Source organism: Blastopirellula marina (assembly GCF_002967765.1).
Taxonomy (GTDB): Bacteria; Planctomycetota; Planctomycetia; order Pirellulales; family Pirellulaceae; genus Bremerella; species Bremerella marina_A.
This window is the reverse complement of sequence record NZ_PUHY01000010.1, coordinates 313,749-333,595: the sequence shown is the minus strand read 5'-3', so window position 1 is coordinate 333,595 and position 19,847 is coordinate 313,749. Positions and strand designations below refer to the sequence as shown.

General features: G+C 54.3%; 15 protein-coding genes. 11 read left to right on the top strand and 4 right to left on the bottom strand.

Annotated elements, in window-relative coordinates:
- Positions 1-69: 69 nt before the first annotated feature.
- A complete protein-coding gene (gene proC, locus C5Y83_RS12260; RefSeq protein WP_105330031.1) occupies positions 70-885 on the bottom strand; it encodes a pyrroline-5-carboxylate reductase in 816 nt (271 codons plus the stop codon).
- Between the two features lie 172 nt (positions 886-1,057).
- Between proC and C5Y83_RS12255 the strand changes: the two genes are divergently transcribed.
- The 3 genes from C5Y83_RS12255 to C5Y83_RS12245 all read left to right on the top strand — a co-directional run bounded on the left by C5Y83_RS12255 (position 1,058) and on the right by C5Y83_RS12245 (position 4,042).
- A complete protein-coding gene (locus tag C5Y83_RS12255) occupies positions 1,058-1,447 on the top strand; it encodes a hypothetical protein (RefSeq protein WP_105330030.1) in 390 nt (129 codons plus the stop codon).
- A gap of 180 nt (positions 1,448-1,627) precedes the next feature.
- On the top strand, positions 1,628-3,043 hold the full coding sequence (locus tag C5Y83_RS12250; protein ID WP_105330029.1) for a hypothetical protein: 1,416 nt from the start codon (positions 1,628-1,630) through the stop codon (positions 3,041-3,043).
- Positions 3,044-3,196: 153 nt separating this feature from the next.
- Positions 3,197-4,042 (top strand): hypothetical protein, encoded by an 846-nt coding sequence (locus C5Y83_RS12245; RefSeq protein WP_105330028.1) that lies wholly within the window; start codon positions 3,197-3,199, stop codon positions 4,040-4,042.
- Between the two features lie 9 nt (positions 4,043-4,051).
- Here the strand turns inward: C5Y83_RS12245 and C5Y83_RS12240 are convergent, their stop codons facing one another.
- Entirely contained in the window at positions 4,052-4,828 is a 777-nt protein-coding gene (locus tag C5Y83_RS12240) for a hypothetical protein (RefSeq protein ID WP_105330027.1), read from the bottom strand.
- A 234-nt stretch (positions 4,829-5,062) separates the two neighbouring features.
- On the opposite strand from C5Y83_RS12240, the gene C5Y83_RS12235 reads away from it, so the two are divergent.
- Both C5Y83_RS12235 and C5Y83_RS12230 read left to right on the top strand, forming a co-directional pair.
- The gene (locus C5Y83_RS12235) at positions 5,063-5,527 is read left to right on the top strand and encodes a hypothetical protein (protein WP_105330026.1); all 465 of its coding nucleotides are present in this window, start codon (positions 5,063-5,065) and stop codon (positions 5,525-5,527) included.
- Between the two features lie 235 nt (positions 5,528-5,762).
- Positions 5,763-6,689, top strand: a complete 927-nt coding sequence (locus C5Y83_RS12230) for a DODA-type extradiol aromatic ring-opening family dioxygenase (protein WP_199195033.1) — start codon at positions 5,763-5,765, stop codon at positions 6,687-6,689.
- Between the two features lie 21 nt (positions 6,690-6,710).
- Here C5Y83_RS12230 and C5Y83_RS12225 read toward each other — a convergent pair whose 3' ends face one another.
- Positions 6,711-6,962: a hypothetical protein gene (locus C5Y83_RS12225; protein ID WP_105330025.1), complete on the bottom strand. Its 252-nt coding sequence runs from the start codon at positions 6,960-6,962 to the stop codon at positions 6,711-6,713.
- Positions 6,963-7,026: 64 nt separating this feature from the next.
- Positions 7,027-7,578, bottom strand: coding sequence for a hypothetical protein (locus C5Y83_RS12220; protein ID WP_105330024.1), 552 nt, complete (start codon positions 7,576-7,578; stop codon positions 7,027-7,029).
- Between the two features lie 227 nt (positions 7,579-7,805).
- Between C5Y83_RS12220 and guaB the strand changes: the two genes are divergently transcribed.
- The 6 genes from guaB to C5Y83_RS12190 all read left to right on the top strand — a co-directional run bounded on the left by guaB (position 7,806) and on the right by C5Y83_RS12190 (position 19,534).
- On the top strand, positions 7,806-9,278 hold the full coding sequence (gene guaB, locus C5Y83_RS12215) for an IMP dehydrogenase (RefSeq protein WP_105330023.1): 1,473 nt from the start codon (positions 7,806-7,808) through the stop codon (positions 9,276-9,278).
- On the top strand, positions 9,217-10,602 hold the full coding sequence (locus C5Y83_RS12210; RefSeq protein ID WP_146117756.1) for a hypothetical protein: 1,386 nt from the start codon (positions 9,217-9,219) through the stop codon (positions 10,600-10,602). Before guaB ends, C5Y83_RS12210 begins: the two co-directional genes overlap by 62 nt.
- Positions 10,603-10,796: 194 nt before the next feature.
- Positions 10,797-11,405 carry a heme-binding protein gene (locus C5Y83_RS12205; RefSeq protein ID WP_158262336.1) on the top strand — a complete coding sequence of 203 codons (609 nt, stop codon included), beginning with the start codon at positions 10,797-10,799 and terminating at the stop codon, positions 11,403-11,405.
- 122 nt (positions 11,406-11,527) lie between these two features.
- Complete coding sequence (locus tag C5Y83_RS12200) at positions 11,528-12,745, top strand: FG-GAP repeat domain-containing protein (RefSeq protein WP_105330020.1); 1,218 nt, start codon at positions 11,528-11,530, stop codon at positions 12,743-12,745.
- A gap of 293 nt (positions 12,746-13,038) precedes the next feature.
- A complete protein-coding gene (locus C5Y83_RS12195; RefSeq protein WP_105330019.1) occupies positions 13,039-14,553 on the top strand; it encodes a hypothetical protein in 1,515 nt (504 codons plus the stop codon).
- Positions 14,554-14,947: 394 nt separating this feature from the next.
- Positions 14,948-19,534 carry a reprolysin-like metallopeptidase gene (locus C5Y83_RS12190; protein ID WP_105330018.1) on the top strand — a complete coding sequence of 1,529 codons (4,587 nt, stop codon included), beginning with the start codon at positions 14,948-14,950 and terminating at the stop codon, positions 19,532-19,534.
- The last annotated feature ends 313 nt before the right edge of the window (positions 19,535-19,847 follow it).

The following is a 19,847-nucleotide window of genomic DNA, read 5'->3' as shown; positions in this document are numbered from 1 at the left end:
GCGACTCCTTTTCTAGCAGGCAGTCTATTTACCATTTCATTATATTACTGGCATCGGTGGTTTGGGTTGTCAATCTAACCCTAATTCCCGAGACCGAGCTGCCGCCGCGGAAATCGCGTCGATCATTGCTCCGCGGAAGCCAGCTTTTTCCAGGACATGCACCCCAGCAATGGTGGTTCCGGCTGGGCTGGTCACTTTGTCTTTCAAGGATCCAGGGTGTTCTCCGGTAGACAACACCATTTCGGCTGCCCCTTTCACGGTTTGCGCTGCCAGTTGGGTGGCCACGGTTCTTGGCAAGCCTTCACGGACGCCGGCGTCGCTCATCGCTTCGATCAGCATGTAGATGTAAGCAGGTCCGGAACCTGACAATCCGGTGACCGCATCTAGCAACTTCTCAGGGACTTTCACGGCCACGCCAGCCGATTCGAGCAGTTGCTGGGTTCGTTCAATATCTTCCGGAGCGGTGTCGTCGGTTGCGGAATAACCGCAAGCTGCCATGCCTACCAGGCAAGGGGTGTTGGGCATGACGCGGACAATACGCGAAGTCGGAAAGATCGATGTCAATTTAGGTAAGGTGATGCCAGCGGCGATCGAAATCAGCAAGCAGCCAGCTGGGATATCGGAGATCGACTTGGCAACTTCGCCCATCATTTGCGGCTTCACCGCAAGAATGATGACGTCGCTTTCGTCGATCACCGCTTGGTTGTCTTCGGTTGTTTCGCAGCCGGGAATCGTCTTCTTAAACCGCTCTAGCGCTTCGGGATAGGGATCAGAAGCAACGATTGCTTCGGCAGCGATCCCTCCTCGATCAACGAAGCTGCGAGCCATGGCGAGGGCCATTTGCCCAGCACCGATGAATCCCACCTTTAGGGAACTTTTCGTCATGCTTGCATCCTCAAAGCGGTGTTGGTGGAACGGTCACTCTACGGAATATCGCTTTCGGGGACAATCGGCATGGCTCGTCTGCCCCTCGAAAAGCGGGAAATTGCTCTGGACAGACCTGCGGTATGTTGCGACTATCCGCGCCTGCAAATTTCTACTGTTGGGAGTCGGAGAAATGAACCGCACACATCAAGTCATCGTTTGGACACTCGTTTGCCTGTTAGGGTTATCGATGCCGCTGTCGGCCCAAGCCGATTGGTACAACCCGTTAACCTGGGGAAGCAGCACTTCGGCGCCGAAAAAGCCGAAAGGTCCGAGCACCTTCCAGAAGATCAACAACGGCACGAAAGACTTCTTCTACAAGTCGGCGGATTTCCTCAATCCGTTCAATGACGGCGACGATGCGAAGACCACCAAGCGAACTAGCTACAATGGTGGATATCGTTCGACGAGCAAGAAGCAAGAAGATTCGTCCTGGTTTGGTGGTTGGTTCTCGAGCGAACCGGAGCCGGGCCCGCCGCAGACGGTTAGTGAATTCATGGACTTGCCACGTCCGAAGTTCTAAGTCACAGCGAAAACGCATTCTCGAAAGCCACTCTGACTCCCCATGCAGAGTGGCTTTTTTCGTTCTTGCAAGAATCATGCGTCGGTGCCGAATGAACTTTCAATGCCATCGTCAACATCCATGGATCAAAAGAGGCCCGGTGAAAGCCTGGGCTGATCGGGGCATAATAGGGATTGCCCCATGTCGCAGAAAGGTTTCCGCATGTCAGATTCGCCATTAAATCGCATTCCTTCCATCTCTCAGTTGATGGAGCTTCGTCCACTGAAGGATCTCGCACACAAGGTCTCCAGCAGCACGGTCGCTGCCGGGATCAAGTCGTATCTCGAACCGTATCAGAAGATGGCGATGGAAGTGGCTCCTACCCTGCCCTACACTTCGCTTCAGGGATTGGCCAGCGAGATATCGAATTGGATTCTCGGTAAGAAGGGATTAGGTCGTCCCGAGGTCATCAACGCTACCGGTCAGGTTCTTGGACGCCAGTTTCCTGTTGGACCGATGGCGGAAGAAATCATTGTGCAGGCCCATGCCCGGCGGCATGACTATCACCTTGCTTCTGCGCAAGCCGACTTCCGGCAAAGTGTTGAGCAACTGCTTTGCGAGATGACGGGGGCTGAGGCTGCGATTGTCTTTCAAGATCGCGAAGCTGCGATGTATCTCATCACGAAGCATCTTGCAGCGTACGACACCTACGTGCCGCGTTCGCAGATGTCCGCTACCTTCGATGGACTGAACTTGCCGAAGCACTTCGAGGAAGTGAATGGCATTCATGAGATTGGAGCGAGCAACGAGATTGATTTCAACGAGCTGAAAGAAGGCATTCAGGGGAAAGCGGCACGCCTATTGTGGTTCGATCGCACAAACTTCGATGGGCCTGGCAGCACAGTAATCCCACCAACAACAAAGCTACTAGAGGCATTTCGCGGAGCTAAAGCCGAATGCTGGGTCGACCTGGGGATTGCCGGTCTCGTGTCGGATGAAACGCACGAGACATTTGAGTTGACCAGTGCCAAGCAGGCTGTCGCTGCTGGGGCAGACGTTGCTTTGGTCGGTGGTGGTTTCTTAATGGGGGGACCCGATTGTGGAATCGTGCTTGGTAAACGTGAATCGATCGCCCTGCTCCGTCATATGGCGATGGCTGCTTACCTGCAAGCGGGCGATGCCTGCTTGGTCGAATTGGAAGCTTGCTTACGAATTCATCAATCGGGCGAACGAGTTGAGGATCGTCTGCCTCTACTTTCACTTATTTCGACTTCGATCGAGAACCTTGATTTGCGAGCAACACGCTTAGCGGAACAGCTGACCATCTCTGCTTGGATTGACGAAATTACCATGCGGGAAGTCGAAGCTACGCCACTGCCAGGCGGCATCAAATTGCCGTCGCGCCAGGTTGTGTTAAAGCTCTCGGAAGAAGGCAAGATGTCGGTGCCAGAGCATCTTCAAAACTTCCCAGCGGTCGCCAGTTTAAGCGGCAGCGAGGGTGAGGTTGTATTGGATATACGGACGATCTTTCCTCGCCAAGACTCGGAAATTGTGGGAAAGTTGTTGCCAGAGACACACACCTTTGAGGGGAGTGAATCGGAAAGTGGCGAAAAATAGGGCGTCCGGGGCACTTGAATAGACCCACTTGGATGTATCGCGCTCCATGATAAAGTAACCTAGGCAAGTTAAGGCCCGGGCAATTCATGTCCCTGGTCAAATCGACTTGTCCGAAAACCGTTTCGTCTGGTTCGTTTTATCTGGGAAGTTTACATGCTCCGAGGATTCGCCCTTTTGCTGCTGCTTCTGCTGCCGTCGTGGGTAGCCGCGCAGGAACTGTTGGTTCCTCCCGAGCACCATGAGTGGGCCAGCTTTCCGGAAGGATCGTGGAAGCAGATCAAGCAGGTCACCGAAACGTTCAAGGATGGTGAACTCGTTTCTTCGATGACCACCACGTTGACGATTCGGTTGAAGGAAGTTGGCCGCGACTACATCGTGCTCGAACGCGAAGCGAAGTCAGAAGTTAGTGGGCAAGTCTTCGAGAAGCCGATTCGTGAATTCCGCAGCGGCATCAATGGTCAGACCGGAACGCAGCGCGTACGCATCACGCCTGGTGGCGAGCAAAAACTCTCGATTCTGGGTAAGCCCTTCAAATGTGAAGTACGTCAGATGGAAGTTTTGGGGGAACCAACCAGGGTCACGGGCAAAGTCTTTTACAACGCCGACACGCCCCCGTACATTCTCCGCCGCGAACACACTTTTACGCCAGCCGGAGCAGATGCCCCGGACAAGCAAATGGTCTCGGAAGTAATCGCACTAGATAAGCCATACCCGGTGCTTACCGAGATTAAAACGGTCGCCTTTATCGTTCAGAAGACGACATCAACGGATGAAACAACCGAAACCGTCGAAGCCCAATGTGCCGATGTGCCCGGCTTTGTGGTCGGAACTTGGATGACCGCTTACGGCGCGGACGGCAAGCTGAAATCGAAGACGACCGTCCAGCTTCTCAACTACGAGGTCGCTTCCGAAGTGATGGTGCCTGCCACGACGCCAAACAAGACCGGTATCTTCCGCAACAAGCGACAGCAGCGACGCGTGTTTGAGGAAGGGACTTAGTAGGCACTTTCAGCAAACGTCGACACGGATCGTCTGGCACATTTCGCACCGCTGAAAGTAGAGCGACGTATAGTCGCCAAACTCTCCGAATAGATGAACGCCTTTTGCTGGATTTCCACTCAATAACGCCAGCGGTTTAAGCTGGCCTTTCCGACTCTGTTGAGCGAGATCACAAACAGGATTCATGCAGCGGGCCTCTGGAATCCCGTTGAGAAATGGCATGTGCAAATGGTCGCGAAAGTCCTCGTCGTTTTCGAGAGGTGCATCCAACAAGTCTTCGTTCTCTTGGACGACTCTCTCTTTTAATAATTCCAAGTCGTACGTGGAAAGCTCGTCCACACCGAAGATTCCGGAGAACCTGTAGGCATCTTCGACGTTTTGCGGATCGTACCTCCGATCATGCACAGTGACCTCGCTTTGAACAAACTGCATCGGAAAGTCATCCCCCGGCCACTCTTCATGATCACTGGTCCTGGCATCGCTTCGATTGAAGAAGAATTTGAGGTGCTGATCGTCAAGCAGCTGATATCCGATCGTGACCACTTGAAAGTCAAAGCAGTAGAACAGCGGTAGCCAGCGAATCCCTGGGACTTCTATGGGGATCTTCGGATCGTTGAGATCGAACAAATAGATCAGGTGCACGTGTAATCCGTCGCAATCTTCGCGCGACGTTCCCTGGAAAGTCGAACCACCTCCGAACTGATGCGAGAACTTTCCGGGGTGGTGCTCAACGCCGGCAATTTTCTGGTTGCCAAACAAGAACGGGGAGTGGATTCCAGTCGTCATGGTCGAGCTATTCTCGTGGGCTGTGGCTGGTGAGGGGTGTGAGGTTCATCACCATTTCGTAAGGCGGTTGGCAACCGTGGTAGCAGCATTGAGTCAAATCGTTGTACTTGGTGGCTGTATCTGGCTCACTACAAATGATCGCGCATGTTGAGTAAATGCTTTACTTCGCATAATCACATGTTTATGCTTGATCCGCCAGTTACCGCACCATGATCAATTGAAAAAGGGTAAGACATGACCACTGAGATTGCCCGTGCTGAGTCGATGTGGATGCAGATTAAAAGTCAGCTTCATCTTCTCTCACCTGAGAACCTGACCGATGACGAGCAAAAGATGGCAACCCAGGTCGAGGCGGACCTGAAACGTGTCCTGAAAGGAAGCGGATGGCGGTATTCAAGCAACAACTATATTGTCCGAGGACAAAGTTGCGTTCAGGCTGCCAATGACCGAGGCGCTTATGTTGCTCCTCACCTACCATGCAAGTTTACGATCATCTCGGTAACCCATAAAAGCAAACTGCATACGTACAACGCGACCTTCTTTAGATCGAGTAAGGGAAGAAGTCACTACTGGTTATTTGATACATACGTGATGGGCACTACGAGCGTCTACTATGCCGGCCCGTTTCTTCCATCGGTGTTGTATCACAACACCGAAAACAAGACCTATTATGGTGGCCGCCCTGGGAAGTGGTGGTAGTTCCTATTGGCGTGTGGCATTGTCCGCACGCATTCTAAGAGGCCATTTAAGCAAGCTTCCGCCCTCGTTGGCGTAGCTGCTCGTTCGCTTCGGACACCGTATTGGTGGTTCCCTTTTTTCAGGATTGACGCATATAGATGACATGTCAATAATTTTCATGTGTGGTGTTTGGTGAAGTGGCTACCGGTTCGTGGATCGGTTTCACCAGGTCGTTTGGAAAGAGGAACATGTGAAGATGACGTCGGAAGATTTGTCGTCCAACGATTCGGTGAAGTTGAATCGACGCGAATTCAACACGGATGTGGCAGTGGGAGGTACCGCTATGGCCTTTTCAGGTGCGATTGGAGCCGAAGCTCTTGCCACTCCAGTAGGGCCAGATGGGGCGGGTGATGGCAAAATGCCGGTCATCTTCGTCGCCCATGGCTCACCAGATCTAGCAATCACCCCGTCGAAGGGCGCTCCTTTCACCAAGTGGGGCCAACAGCTTCCCGCCCCAAAGGCGATTCTGGTGATCTCGGCGCATTGGGAGAAGACGCGTCCCGTGATGCTTAGCACCACGGACCCCAAGGAATTGGTCTACGACTTTGGTGGCTTTCCTCAGGCCTTGTACGAAGTTCGTTATGATGCCCCTGGCGCGAAGGCATTGGCTGAACGGGTTGAAGCGATCCTGCCACGTTCATCGGTCGCGCGTTCCGGCCGTGGGCTCGATCACGGGGCGTGGACCCCGCTGGTGCACATGTATCCCAAGGCAGACATTCCCGTGCTACAGGTCTCGATGCCAAGTGCTGAGGGACCGAAAGGGCTGTTCGAATTCGGCCGAGCATTGGCACCACTGCGTAACGAAGGTGTGCTAATTGTTGGAAGCGGCAACATCACGCATCCGATGCTCGAACTACGACGTGGTTTGCCGATGGTCACGCCTCAGTTTGCTCAGGAATTCGACGATTGGGCAGCGAAGGCAATCGCGGCTCGGCAATACGATGTGCTGATGGACTACGCCAGCAAAGCTCCGGATGTTCGGCGAAACCACCCGACGCCCGATCATTATCTGCCGTTGCTGGTGACTGCCGGTGTGGCCAGCGTGGCCGATGCGAAGCCTAAGTTCCGCCTGGAAGAGTTTGAATACAATCTCTTCAGTCGACGTTCGGTTGAGTTTTCGTAGCGGGCTTAAAGCTTACGAACGCTATCGCTTTTCGCCTCGTTCCTTTTGCTGCTCCAGCTTTCGAGCCTCAGGTATCGAAACGTAAAACATCACGTAGCCGCAGTCCACGCAGACGTTGGCCAGCATGGGGCTCGAATGCGCCTCTTTAAACAGCCAGGCGCTCGGGTTGGCATAGACCTCTAGGGATAGGTTGTACATGTTGCCGCCATGGCCATGATCGACCGGCCGAACGCCGCTGACGATTCTGGTCGACTCGCATTGAAGGCATTTCATTTCGATTCTTTGGTTCACGTGGGAAGGCGGTTCACTCCGCGGACGGTCGCCGTGAGAGCCTCGTCTAGCGCGATGAGGCAGATGTGCCCGGAGCAGTCGATGGGACGGCACTTACCTTTGGAAAATCTTCTCGCTCGGTCTGCGATGGATTGATCGTCAGTTCGCACCAGCGATAAGGAGAGATCGTGATTTTCTTCGTCTCGCCTGATTTCATGATGGTACGAACATGCAAGCGATTCTCGAAGAAGATTTCTGTTTGCGGTTCGTCTTCGGGCTGGCGTTGATCGCCCAGCGACATGGCCAATTTCAGCTCGTACTTGTCGTCTTCGAGCTTCGCAAAGCGGGCTCCCATTTGCATGCCGAGCGAATGTTCCTGATCGCCGAACTTCGATTTTGCCTTGCCACCAACGTTCAGCGAGACGGGCAGATTGATCATGGTCTGGACCATCGGCTGCGACAAGGTCACCGGTTTTTCTTGGCCAGGCCGTTTTTCCATCACCTGAACCTTGAGGACGATCATTTCCTCAATTTGCGTTGCGGGCTCTTCCGCTTGCACGCTGCATGCGACGAAGCCAAGCAGAATGGTCAGGCCAATAAGTGAGATTTGGGGCGACATCTTTCCTGCATCCTTATTCGTCGAAAAAAACGTGGTACTGGGAGTCGCCAAACATACCAATTCGAGGGGGAAGCGGTCGATGGCGGTTTTTCGGAATGAAATGCACCTAAATTGTCGGTTTTCCCTAAAGTCGCATGCGTTGCCGAGAGTGCATGCTTTGGTGCATAATGCAGGGTTTCTCTACCCTGACTTGCCTGCATCCATTGCCGACTGGAGTTTGAATGTCTATGGAAGATCGCTTCGCCAAGGTCGCGATTACTTTTGATGACGTCTTGTTGAGCCCTCGCTTCAGCGACTTTGTGCCAGCAGACGTGACCACCAAGACACAACTAACGGCCAACATCGCACTGAACATCCCGCTGCTCAGTTCGCCGATGGATACGGTCACCGAGTCTGAAATGGCGATCGCCCTAGCCAAAGAAGGTGGCCTGGGGATTATCCACAAGAACCTTTCCACCGAGGTTCAGACCGAGGAAGTCACCAAGGTGAAGCGTTCTGCGAACGGCATCATCGTCGATCCCGTCACCCTGCCCCCTTCCGCTCCGGTCAATGAAGCCCGCCGTGTGATGGATCAGCATCACGTCTCTGGCGTGCCCATCATTGGGGACGATGGCAAGCTAGCTGGTATCATCACGCGCCGCGATTTACGGTTCCTGGAGTCCAATGACCTTAGTATCAAAGAGGTTATGACGAAAGATAACCTGGTGACCGCAACGGGGACCGTAACGCTTGCGGAAGCTGAGCAAATTTTAACGGCTAAAAAGGTGGAGAAACTTTTACTGGTTGACGAAGAATACAAACTGACAGGTCTCATCACGATCAAAGACATTGACATGATGAACCGGTTCCCCCAAGCGTCCAAAGACTCGATGGGACGTTTGCGGGCAGGAGCCGCTGTCGGAGTGATGGATTTCGACCGAGTTCAAAGTCTCATCAACGCCGACGTGGACGTGTTGGTAGTGGATAGTGCCCACGGGCATTCCAAGAACGTCATCGAGACCGTTCGCGAGATCAAGAAGAATTGGAGCATCGACGTGATCGCCGGAAACGTGGCGACCGCAGAAGGATGCGAAGACTTGATTAAAGCGGGCGCGGACGCGGTAAAGGTTGGCATCGGACCAGGTTCGATTTGTACAACCCGAGTCGTCTCCGGGGTTGGAGTTCCGCAGATCACGGCGATTCATGACACCAGTCAGGTCGCTTTGAAGCACGGGATTCCGATTATCGCAGACGGCGGTGTTCGGTTCTCGGGAGATATTACCAAGGCAATCGCCGCTGGGGCGAGTGTGGTCATGATCGGCGGGTTGTTTGCCGGCGTGGCGGAAAGTCCTGGCGAGGTCATCCTATACCAAGGTCGAACCTTCAAGGTTTACCGCGGAATGGGAAGCCTGGGAGCGATGGTCCGTGGCTCCAAAGAACGTTACCGGCAAGGCAGTATCACCGATGGTGGTAAGCTCGTTCCCGAAGGGGTCGAAGGCCGAGTACCGTTCAAGGGAAATTTAAGTGCGTTCGTGTATCAACTTGTCGGCGGACTTCGTTCCGGCATGGGATACTGTGGAACGAAAACTATCGAGGAACTTCGCAAGGACGCGACATTTATCCGAGTAACCTCGGCTAGTGTTAGGGAAAGCCATCCTCATGACATCGCTATCACTCAAGAGTCTCCTAACTACAGCCCGGAGACACACGACTCCGAGTAGTTTCAAGCTTGTCGCCACCTTGGTGGTTCAAGGTGGCGTCGTGTTGGGAGCGCTGTTGCCAGCCGCGGAAGCGCAAACGCCCCGTGCTCTCTCCACTTCCCAAACCGCCGCGGCGCCAATCGAAAAGCCGACGACTACGCCGCAAAGCCATCTCCAATGGCGTCCTTCCTCTAAGGTCCTTACCACCGCAAAGGTGGCCACCGAAGTGAAGCAGGTCAATCACCTGCAACTGACTTCCGCAGACGGACATGTCGTTCAGAACGCCTCGACGCTCCCCCCGGCTGATCCGTTCAACGACCCATTCAACGATCAGCTTCAGAAGTACACCGCTCAGCAGGCCGAGCCACCTCGCAGCCGCTTTTCATTGCCACAAGAGCCACCGGCCGAAGCCCCGACTCAACCGGAACCGATGCCAGAGCCAATGGCCATCGATCCAGCTCCTTCGCAGCCGATGCAGCCGGAGCCAATGGCGCCAGCACCAATCGAGGAAGCCCCGCAGAGGAGTGCTCCTTCGCAGGACTCGCAGATGCCTCCTCGTTCATCCACACCACTGCCAGCACCTAGCTACGGTGCGCAGCCGCAAGCTCCGATGGCCAATGCTGCGGACTGCAAGCAGACCTATAAACAGCGTAATTGCTGCGAAGAATCGGAAGACTGCATTGCGATTCGTGAAGAATTAGGCCGTATCGATATTCGTAACATCTCAGTCGATATCTCCGCTCCGTTTGCACCGGATGAAGAAGATTCGGACATGGCCCGCTCGCAGCAGGCCCAAGCAATGCAGGAGTCGCCAGTCCGCGAGTGGCATAACGAGTCAGGCGAGTTGATCGCGGAAGGTCGCATGCTCGATATCCGTGATCGCCGTCTCAGCATCGACACGGGTACCGAAATCAAGCGTATTCCACTCAAAGCCTTGGCCAGCGACGAGAAGTGTTTTGTCGCCGCTTACTGGAATTTGCCATACGAATGCGGTTGGACCGATCAACCTTTCCTCGGACGTCATTGGGCTCCGTTGGAAGTCAATTGGACCGCATCCGCCCTTTGTCATAAGCCACTGTACTTTGAAGAGCGAGCCCTGGAACGCTACGGTCACACGACCGGACCGATCTCGCAGGTTGTTTTATCGGGAGCTCACTTCTTTGGCAGTGCTGCCCTGCTGCCCTACCAAATGGGCATCAACCCGCCAAACGAATGCCGCTATGCGTTGGGCTATTACCGCCCGGGCAATTGTGCACCTTATTTGATCCCGCCGGTACCGCTGAGTGCCCGCGGTGCGGCCTATCAATCGGCCGCGATCTTGGGAGCCGTTTACTGGATCCCTTAAGCGATTACCTTCCCTACTGGGAGCGATTGGACCGGAAGGGCAGCCTGTACGCCAGGCTTGCCCTTCCAACGTTTCTTGACTGCAGTTCCCATCTGACGCCGTTCCAACTCGATTCGCCACGTCATGTTAAATCTCTGAATCGCTATCGGTTATCGTGAAGCGGTCCGCTTCTAACTTCCCCGATGGAGATTGCGATGAAATCGATAGCATTCATATTCGCGTTCGCGTTGCTAGCTTTTGGCCATTCGTACAGCTTCGCAGCTGACGGTAGTTCTGATGACAAGTCGGATGCTCCTCTGCCCCAAGGATGGCCAAAGCTGACGGAGCCAGGTGAGATCGAAGTAAAGACCTACCCGGCATATCGCACGGCCAAAGCGGAGTCGACCGGTAGCTTCGATCAGGCCGATAACGCTTTGTTCTGGCAGCTATTCGCCCATATTCAAGCCAACGGTGTCGAGATGACGGCTCCGGTGATTAATACCTACTCGAAAGAAGATGACAAATCAGAAGTCGAGATGGAGTTCGTCTATCGCCAGCCCGATCAAGGCAAAGCGGGGCCAGGCCTGGGGAAAGTAATCGTTGAAAATCGCGACGCGGAGGACTTCCTCACACTCGGCTATCGAGGCGCGATGAACGAGAAAGCTTTCCGAGAAGGCTTGGAGGAACTGCGTGCTTGGCTCGAGAAGAATCAACAATGGGAAGAAGCGGGGCAGCCACGCCGGCTTGGTTACAACGGACCGATGAAGCCCAAGAAGGATCGCTACTGGGAGATTCAAATCCCCGTCAAAAAGCGGGCCAAATAGCCGTTGCGACGTTTCCGTGGCGTTCGGTAGTCTTGCAAATGAATTGATGAAATTGAAGGAAGGTTGTCTATTGAAACCACCTGAGGCGGCGTTTGCTGAATACCCTAGCGAGATGAACGCTCATGAAGAATTCGTTGCTAGCGATGTGGTTTCCTTTTTTGATGATGACCTCCTTTTCCCCGGCAGGAGACGGGTGGAAAGAGCATAAGATCGCGAACGATTCGCTCGACTTTCAGCGTATCGTCGCACGTGATCTGAACGGGGATGGCCTGGTTGATGTGGCCGCGATCGCGGTCGACTCCGAGAAAGCTGGGTTAGTTCAAACCTATTTGCATCCAGGAAAAACGGTGGCAAGGAAGCTGTGGCATGCAAGCACCCTGCAAGCCGTCGCACATCCTGCCGATGTGGTAATTGCCGATCTGAATGGGGATGGCCGACCTGATATCGTAACTAGCCATCGCAGCGATGCGGAGCCATTAATGCTGCACCGGGCCGAACCGGTGATACGCAAAAACGGAAGATCTTGGCAGTGGCTCTCGGAGGTGATCGTCCGAGATCAGAAGGAAATTTCCGGCGCAAAGTTGGCTGTCGGACGGATCGACACGATTCGTGGTGAAGAGGTGTTCTGTGCTGGCGTTGGCGTCGATGCGACCATTGGTTGGCTACAGCGGCAAGGGAACACGGCGGATTATTTCTACGTGGAGGGTTTTCACCCGATCACCCGCGCCGAAGCAGGCTCGTCACTGCTAGCGCACGATCTGAATCGCGACGGATTAATCGATCTCGTCTTCACGCATCATGGAATCATTGCACCGGGAATCCACTGGCTGACCAATCCTGGCCCCGAAAACGCCACGCGTCCCGAAGCTTGGTTACACACGATGATCGGCGACGAAAGTGATAGCATCACAGCGTTAGCGATCGGTGATATTGGAAAAGACCGCCTACCGGACGTTGCCGCTGCCACGAAATCCGGCTTCGTGCGTCTTTATGTGCAACATGGGCAGCGGTCGCCAAGTTGGAAGACTTCCGTGATTCCGCCCGCTTATAATGCGAGAGAAGGCACATGCGTAGCGATCGCCGATCTCACGGGAAGTGGTCGCAGTGACGTGATTCATGGGGCTTTGCACCGCGATGGCGAAGCGACGTTGGTTTGCTATCGGCAGCAAGTTCTTGGTGATAGTCCAATTTGGATTGTTGACCCGATCGCCGTGTTGCCCAAGGGAACCTTTGAGAAGGTTTTAACGTACGACCTGGATCACGATGGTGATCTCGATTTGTTGGTGCTTCAACGTGTGGATGGGGTTGGCCGGCTAGTTTGGTATGAAAACCGAAGCTAGTGCCTCGTCCTGCGACGATCTAGACCAAGTTCTGCCCATTCAAAGCGTGGCAATGCCATTTTGCTACGCTAGCGGTGGTCGGATCGTGTTAATTTGCAAAATATCTGCGGCTCGTTCTGAAAGTGCTGGTTCTTCTTACGTTTCCATGCCGATTGGTTGTGTTGAAGGTATCGAAGATTCAACTTGAGTCACACTCAAGGTCTGCCCACTAGGGCGGCCTGCGATAGCCAATTTACCAACCGTTGTCGACCACTGGGCCATCCAGTTGCCTTTCGATTGCGAAAGAGGAACCCATGAGAGCCACTACCTTGTGGACCGCCTTGACGTTGTCCACAGTGTTTTTTGCCGCTCAGGCGAACGCTGAAAAGACAACCTATGCCAACCAAACCGGTCAGCGGACGATCGGACAAGAATCGTCCGCCGTCGGCCAATTTGCCAGTGGCGACTGGCGAGTTGAGCGGCAACAGGTTGACCAGCAAGGGCCACAGATGCCCATGCAGCCTGGGCCGAATCCGTATGTCGCTATGGACCCATACGGCCAAATGATGATGCCAGGCATGGCAGCACCGTACGGTGTTGCCCCAGCCGGATATGGCATGCCGATGGAAGCCGGATACGGCATGGCTGCTCCCGGGCAACCCATGATGGATCCAAACGTCATGCCTGCAAGTCACATGGGCGGCTACGGCGGCTGTGCAAGTTGCGGCGGCGCTGGCTGCCAAAGCTGCATGGGCGGTCGTGGAGGCCACTTCGGTGGTTGCCAGGCTTGCGGTGGAGCTGGTTGCGGCGGCTGCTGCGGTCTGACCGGCGGCGGCGTTTACTGCGGGTTTTCTCGCGGTATCGGCAACGCCTGGGACATGAGCAACTATGGTGGTCGTTGTGCTCCACGATACTTCGACGTATCGGTGGACGCGACGTTCTTCATGTTCGAGCCAGGCAACGCCAACAACACCGTGCTTTCCTCGCAAGCGGCAGCCAACAACCCAGTGCTCAGCACCGAGGACGTTGACTTCAACTTCCAAGGTGGTACTCGAATGACGCTGCAACGCTCGGCATTTGTCGGCAGCTACTTTGAGTTCAGCTACCTGGGCATGGGCAACTGGTCTTCGCTCAGTTCGGTCTCGGGAGCCGGCGACCTGTTCTCCCCGTTCTCGCGATTCGGTGTGGATCCGGTTGGTGGCTACGCTGAAACCGACAATGCAAACTTCCAATCGTTCGCAACCTCGAACAACTTCGATTCGTTCGAGCTGAACCTGCGACGCTTCTTCACCTCGCCTAACTGCTGGTGGCAAGCATCGTACTGGGTTGGTTTCCGCTATGTTCGCATGGCTGACGACTCGATCTATCTGACCGCTGGGAACACCGGTTCGATGATCTACACCGTCGACGCCACGAACGACATGTTCGGTGCCCAGCTCGGTTTGGATTCAACCTTGAAGCTGACCACTCGCTGGTCGTTGACTGCCTTCGGTGAAGCGGGTGTTTACGGTAACGCCGCAACTCAGAAGTCGACCTTGGATTTCACCGGTGGCGGCCCTGTGTATGAACGGGCAACCCAACGTCGGGCCTCGCTGGTTGCTGAAGGTGGTTTCATGAGCACCTTCCGCTTGGCACCACGAGCCACCCTGCGGGCTGGTTACCAAGTCGTGTACATCGACGGTGTCGCCCTATCGAGCGACAACTTCAACTTCTCGACCGGCGGAGCTTCGCCACTCGGGACGGCACTCGCAGGTCGAGCCGCAGTTGTTAACGACAACGGCAACGCGGTTTACCACGGTCCAACGGTTGGTTTCGAGTACACCTGGTAATCAGATCAACGCTCGAAAATTAGAGACTCTAATAGGGGGTGACCAAAAGTCACCCCCTATTTTTATGCGCTTTCAGGACACGTAGAATGGCTGTGGCGATATAGACAGCCCCGCCGGGGGGTATCGATTTCGCTAAATTCTGGTGATTTGGGTAGAAAATCGGAACATCCGCAACTATTGTCAATCTAAGTATATTCCGTTGAGCTACCCAATTGGCGGGGCAAGGTCAAAGGTAGAGGTAAGTCCAGAGCCCAGAATTGGGCCGGTGAGAATCCCTCCGCAAGCATCCGATCATGTTTATCCGTAATGCGTTTCGATCGGATCGCCATTCGCCTTATCTGCCTATTAATTCCATAACATCCACAGTGATTCGTCCTGCGTGAGGAGTGATTCCATGAAGCGTCGCGGCCTTAATCGACAAAACAAACGTCGTATCAACCGCTTGCATCATAGTCGTATTGAGCACCTTGAAACCCGCGCTCTCTTGTCCGCTGATCTATGGCAAAAACTGGACGAGGCCCCCGAAAACAACTCGGGCACCGCTGAGGACTTTGCTTACGCGTCGGCCTACGAGACGCTAAGTCTCGATATCTCGGCCCTGCGTAATCTTCTGGCCACGGCCCCTAAGGAATTCTCGACCGAGGATGGCCTTGTCATCGAATTGCCACGTCCTGACGGGAGTTTCGAGCGGTTCGAGATCTTCGAGTCGCAACTGATGGCACCCGAATTGGCTGCCCAGTTGCCTCAGATCAAGACTTTCTATGGCCAGTCGATTGATAATCCTGATAGTAGCATCGCTCTCGATGTCACTCAGCTCGGTTTTCACGCACAAGTGATTGGTTCGACGGGCGCTTACCTGATCGATCCTTATTACTTCCAAGACGATGCTCATTATGCGTCGTACTTTGGTGATGATGCGATTGGCGAGATCGCTTCGCTGGGCGATGACCTGTTGCATGAAGATGACGGCGGGGACTCGGACCATAATGGTTCCGAAGGAGAAAGTAGCGGCGGTAGTGGCACTCAGACTTTCCAGGAATTGATCAGCGCGGTTACCAGTGGTTCAGGCGTCGCACAGTTGACCTCGGGAACGGAACTGCGTACTTACCGACTCGCCGTCGCAGCCACAGGTGAGTTTGGCCAAAACTTGGGTAGCCAAGCTAACGCGATGGCGGCGATTGTTACTGCGAACAACCGAATCGATGCGATCTATCGACGTGACCTATCAATTCATCTGGAATTGGTTGGAAACAACATGAGCATCGTTTACGTTGATCCAGCGAGCGATCCGTATCCGGTGGTGGGAGCAAACGGTCTAACTTTATTGGCACCGAATCAGACCGAAGTTGACGCAACGATTGGTAACGCCAATTACGACCTATCGCAAGTTTACGGCTACGATCCGACCTCGTCTTCTTACGGTGTCGCTCGTCTTGGTTCCGCTGGTGTGGACGGGATCAAAGCTCAAGGCGTCGCGGTGACCGACGATCCGCTAAGCCCTTACTTCGCTCTCGTTTCTGCCCACGAATTCGGGCACATGTTCGGTGCGGACCATACTTGGTCCTACTGCTACGGGCCAGCCAATGGTATCGGCGTCGAGCCTGGTGGTGGTACGACGATCATGGGATACCCGCCTCTTTGCGGTCCCGATAGTTACGTGGCTGACTTTGATCCCTACTTCCATGCAGCAAGTATCGATCAGATCATCGCCCACGTCGATTCCGCTATCCCGACGGTTGGCACGCGGACCGCGACCAACAATCAGGTTCCTACAGTGGACGGTGGTGGGAACTACACCATTCCAGCGAACACGCCGTTTGTGTTGACTTCAACGGGCACTGACGGTGACGGTGACGAGCTCACGTATACCTGGGATCAAGTTGACCAAGGAGACGGTGCCCTTGCTGATGGCGATCTTGGTTACGGACCTTTATTCCGTTACATCCCGCCGACCACGGATAACTCCCGTACGTTCCCATCGCTCGACTCGTTGGTCAACAATACGACGGAAGTTGCTAATATCCTGCCGAGTACCGATCGTACTCTCAATTTCGAGGTTACGGTACGTGATTCGTTAGCTGCCGCTGGTGGTTATGGCTCAGACAACGTGCAGCTAACCGTCGTTGATACCGGTTCGCCGTTCCAAACTACCGCACCGATGCCAGGCGAAACGCTCGCTGGTGGTCAGCTCTACAACTTCGAGTGGGATGTTGCCGGTACGGATTCGGGTGCGATCAACACCCAGAACGTACGTATCGCGATGTCGACCGATGGTGGTTACACCTACCCATACACGGTGATCGACAGCACATCGAACGACGGCGAAGAACTGTTGTACGTGCCGAACCAAGCTTCCACCGAAGTTCGCTTCCGTGTTGAAGCGGTCGGCAATATCTTCTTTGACATTACCAACGGCAACGTGACAGTGCTGCAAGGTACCGATCCACCGACCGGTGGCCCCGTGGTCGACGCGTGTGGTGTGCCACTTCCTGACGGAACGGTTTCGTTCTCCGGTGCGATCGGCGGTAACTTCTACGCAAGTAACCGCGCCATTCTCGATGGCGAAGTGCCGGGCATGCTAGGTTACGACTATGCCGTCCTCGACTTCCTGCGAGGAAAAGGTACCGCGGCAGAAATCGCCAAGGCAAACTACTCGATCGCTGTGGTCGGTAACGGTTTGACCGACTGGAGTTTCTCGAACGGCGGCCATTCGGCTCCCGGTTACGAGCGTACTGATTTTTACAACATCAACTATCTCACCGCTTCCGTCTTCGATGAACTGATCAGCCATGACCTGATCATCGTTCTCTCGGGCGAAGATGCAGTAACCGATGGACTGTCTTCGTCTGAAATGGCTTTGTGGGCAACTGTTGAAACCGATATTGCTGAGGCTGTCAACGCACGCGGACTCGATCTGTGGGTTGGCGCTTCCGGTGGCAACAGCAGTTACTACGACTTCCTGCCGACTGGCGTTCTTTCGACTTCTACCTTCTCGACCGAAGATCCGCTCGACGGTTACGAAGTTACCCTGGAAGGTAGCCTGCTGGGCATTACCGATACCATGGTCGATTCGGCTCCAGCCGATGGTTACTTCGATGACTTCGACAACGATCTGTTCGGTTTGGAATACCGCGAGCTGGGCGAGATTACTGCCGTCGCAGGTCAGTCGATTGCTTTCTATAACGACGAACTTGTGGCTGCCACGGACGTTCCTGGGGGAACTTCGGTGGGTATGGTTGGCTTGGCCTTCCAAGACCTCGATATGGACGGTGTCCAAGACGACAATGAAGTCGGCGTCGGCGGAGCACGGTTCTTCCTCGACTATAACGGTGATGGTGTCATCGGGCTTTGCGAACCAACCGCAACTTCTGACTCCCTAGGACGTTTCCAGCTTCGTTCAGGCTACTCGGGACATTTCCAGATTCTGCCAGTGCCAACTGCCGGCACGGTCGTTACTTCGACCAATCCGATCTTCATTGACTTGGCAGCGGATGGAACGGCAACCTTGTCGGCTCCGCTGACGTTTGGTGTCCTTTCCGGTGCGGACTCGGGCAACGGTGGTGACGGAAGTGCTCCGATCGCCCCCGGAGCTTTTCTCGGATCGAGCCCGATCGTGGATGACGGTGTGATCTTCAACAACGGCATTAAGAAGGGCGCCAACACCGTCACGATCATTTCCAGCGTCACGCAAGCGAACACCGTGATGAATGCTTGGTTTGACTTCAACAAGGATGGCGACTGGGACGATGCCGGCGAACGAATCTTTACCAACGTCGTTTTGCGACCTGGACAGCACGAGTACACCTTCAACATCCCAACAACGGTGTTTGACGACTCGATCTTGCCTACGGCCGCTCGATTGGCTGCAAGTGTTCGGTTCCGCGTTGGTCCGACGTTGAATGTCGGTCCAGAAGCGAATGATTCCTTCGGCGAAATCGAAGATTACAAGGTATATGTGACCCAAGGTCCGGATGCCGGCTTAACGGCGAACAACGACGTATTCGAGTACCTCGAAGACACCGATGGTCAGTTCTTCAATGTCTTGGCGAACGACAGCAGTTTCTATAATCGAACGTTGTCGATCGTTCCTGGCAGCGTGACCAACATTAGCCCGGTTACTGATCCTGCACTCGATATCTCGGTGTCGACCGATGGGACTCGCATTATCTTCAATGCGGGTGGTGTCTCCGATTTGACCCAGGACATCACGTTCCAGTACACGGTCGAAGATACGGCTGGAAACACTGAAACGGCCACCGTTACCTTGGTTGCACCGCTTGATCCAACAGCTACCGGAGCCAATGGTGGTAGCGGGGTGACGCAGTCGGTCCTCGCCTTCCACAATTCCAACAGCATCAAGGGGGACGTGAATAACGATGGCTCTTTGACGGGTTTGGACTTGGTGAAGGTGATCAAGCAACTGCAAACGAGCGGTTCGCGTGACTTGCCGGAATGGTCCTTCCCGACCACGAATTTCTCGGATTACATCGATGTTAATGGTGACGGCCGTTTCTCCTATCTCGACTTGTTGAGCTTGGTTGACGCCTTCACGCAAAGCAAATGGGAAGCGGAATCGCTCGAAGCAGAGCCTGCGGCAATCGCCTCGGAAGTTGCTTCACCGATCACGAACAAGGTTGTCGAAACCTTCGCTTCTCCTCAAATCGCGGAAGTCGCGGCTCCGATTTCTAAGTCGGAAACGATTTCGCCTGTCGCTTCCTCAAGCTCGGTTTATATCGGCTGGCAGTCGATCACCACCGAGTCGGAAACGTCCTCGACCGATGAAGGCTCGCAAACGGCGGATACCAGCTTGGTCGTTGATGAAGCGTTCAGCGATGCCGGATTCGATTACTCCAATGGCGAACAGGACGATCTGCTTCTTTCGGTCGAAACCGATTCGGAAGAATCGGATTCGACTTCCAGCCGCCTCGAAGACGAAATCTTCGGTGACGAGCAATGGGATGAAGAATTGCTGGCCTTCTAATCGGTACAGCCCTCACCATCCCAATCGATGATGTACAGAGGCCTCCCCCACGTGGGGAGGTCTTTTTTCTTTTTCTGCATTGCATCGTCTTGATGCCTGCTTGACAGCAAGCTGCTACGCTGGTCGGAAATACACCCTTTGATATTTAGGGCGAATGGCCAGATTCTAGGGGAAATACGGGAACTAGCAGCCAACACAACGCGTCACAACATCGACAAGTACCGCTGTTAACTCAGCGAAAATGATTGTCGAACGATTCGGAATCATTCGTAACGTCAATGATTACAACTGCTTAAGAAGAATCTTCGGAAAC

Bases quoted from the DNA above. Each gene is read 5' to 3' on its own strand.
- C5Y83_RS12195 (WP_105330019.1), top strand. From the start codon at position 13,039: ATGAGAGCCACTACCTTGTGGACCGCCTTGACGTTGTCCACAGTGTTT.
- C5Y83_RS12200 (WP_105330020.1), top strand. From the start codon at position 11,528: ATGAAGAATTCGTTGCTAGCGATGTGGTTTCCTTTTTTGATGATGACC.
- C5Y83_RS12255 (WP_105330030.1), top strand. From the start codon at position 1,058: ATGAACCGCACACATCAAGTCATCGTTTGGACACTCGTTTGCCTGTTA.
- C5Y83_RS12205 (WP_158262336.1), top strand. From the start codon at position 10,797: ATGAAATCGATAGCATTCATATTCGCGTTCGCGTTGCTAGCTTTTGGC.
- C5Y83_RS12190 (WP_105330018.1), top strand. From the start codon at position 14,948: ATGAAGCGTCGCGGCCTTAATCGACAAAACAAACGTCGTATCAACCGC.
- C5Y83_RS12210 (WP_146117756.1), top strand. From the start codon at position 9,217: ATGACATCGCTATCACTCAAGAGTCTCCTAACTACAGCCCGGAGACAC.
- C5Y83_RS12240 (WP_105330027.1), bottom strand. From the start codon at position 4,828: ATGACGACTGGAATCCACTCCCCGTTCTTGTTTGGCAACCAGAAAATT.
- C5Y83_RS12250 (WP_105330029.1), top strand. From the start codon at position 1,628: ATGTCGCAGAAAGGTTTCCGCATGTCAGATTCGCCATTAAATCGCATT.
- C5Y83_RS12225 (WP_105330025.1), bottom strand. From the start codon at position 6,962: ATGAAATGCCTTCAATGCGAGTCGACCAGAATCGTCAGCGGCGTTCGG.
- C5Y83_RS12245 (WP_105330028.1), top strand. From the start codon at position 3,197: ATGCTCCGAGGATTCGCCCTTTTGCTGCTGCTTCTGCTGCCGTCGTGG.
- proC (WP_105330031.1), bottom strand. From the start codon at position 885: ATGACGAAAAGTTCCCTAAAGGTGGGATTCATCGGTGCTGGGCAAATG.
- C5Y83_RS12235 (WP_105330026.1), top strand. From the start codon at position 5,063: ATGACCACTGAGATTGCCCGTGCTGAGTCGATGTGGATGCAGATTAAA.
- C5Y83_RS12230 (WP_199195033.1), top strand. From the start codon at position 5,763: ATGACGTCGGAAGATTTGTCGTCCAACGATTCGGTGAAGTTGAATCGA.
- C5Y83_RS12220 (WP_105330024.1), bottom strand. From the start codon at position 7,578: ATGTCGCCCCAAATCTCACTTATTGGCCTGACCATTCTGCTTGGCTTC.
- guaB (WP_105330023.1), top strand. From the start codon at position 7,806: ATGGAAGATCGCTTCGCCAAGGTCGCGATTACTTTTGATGACGTCTTG.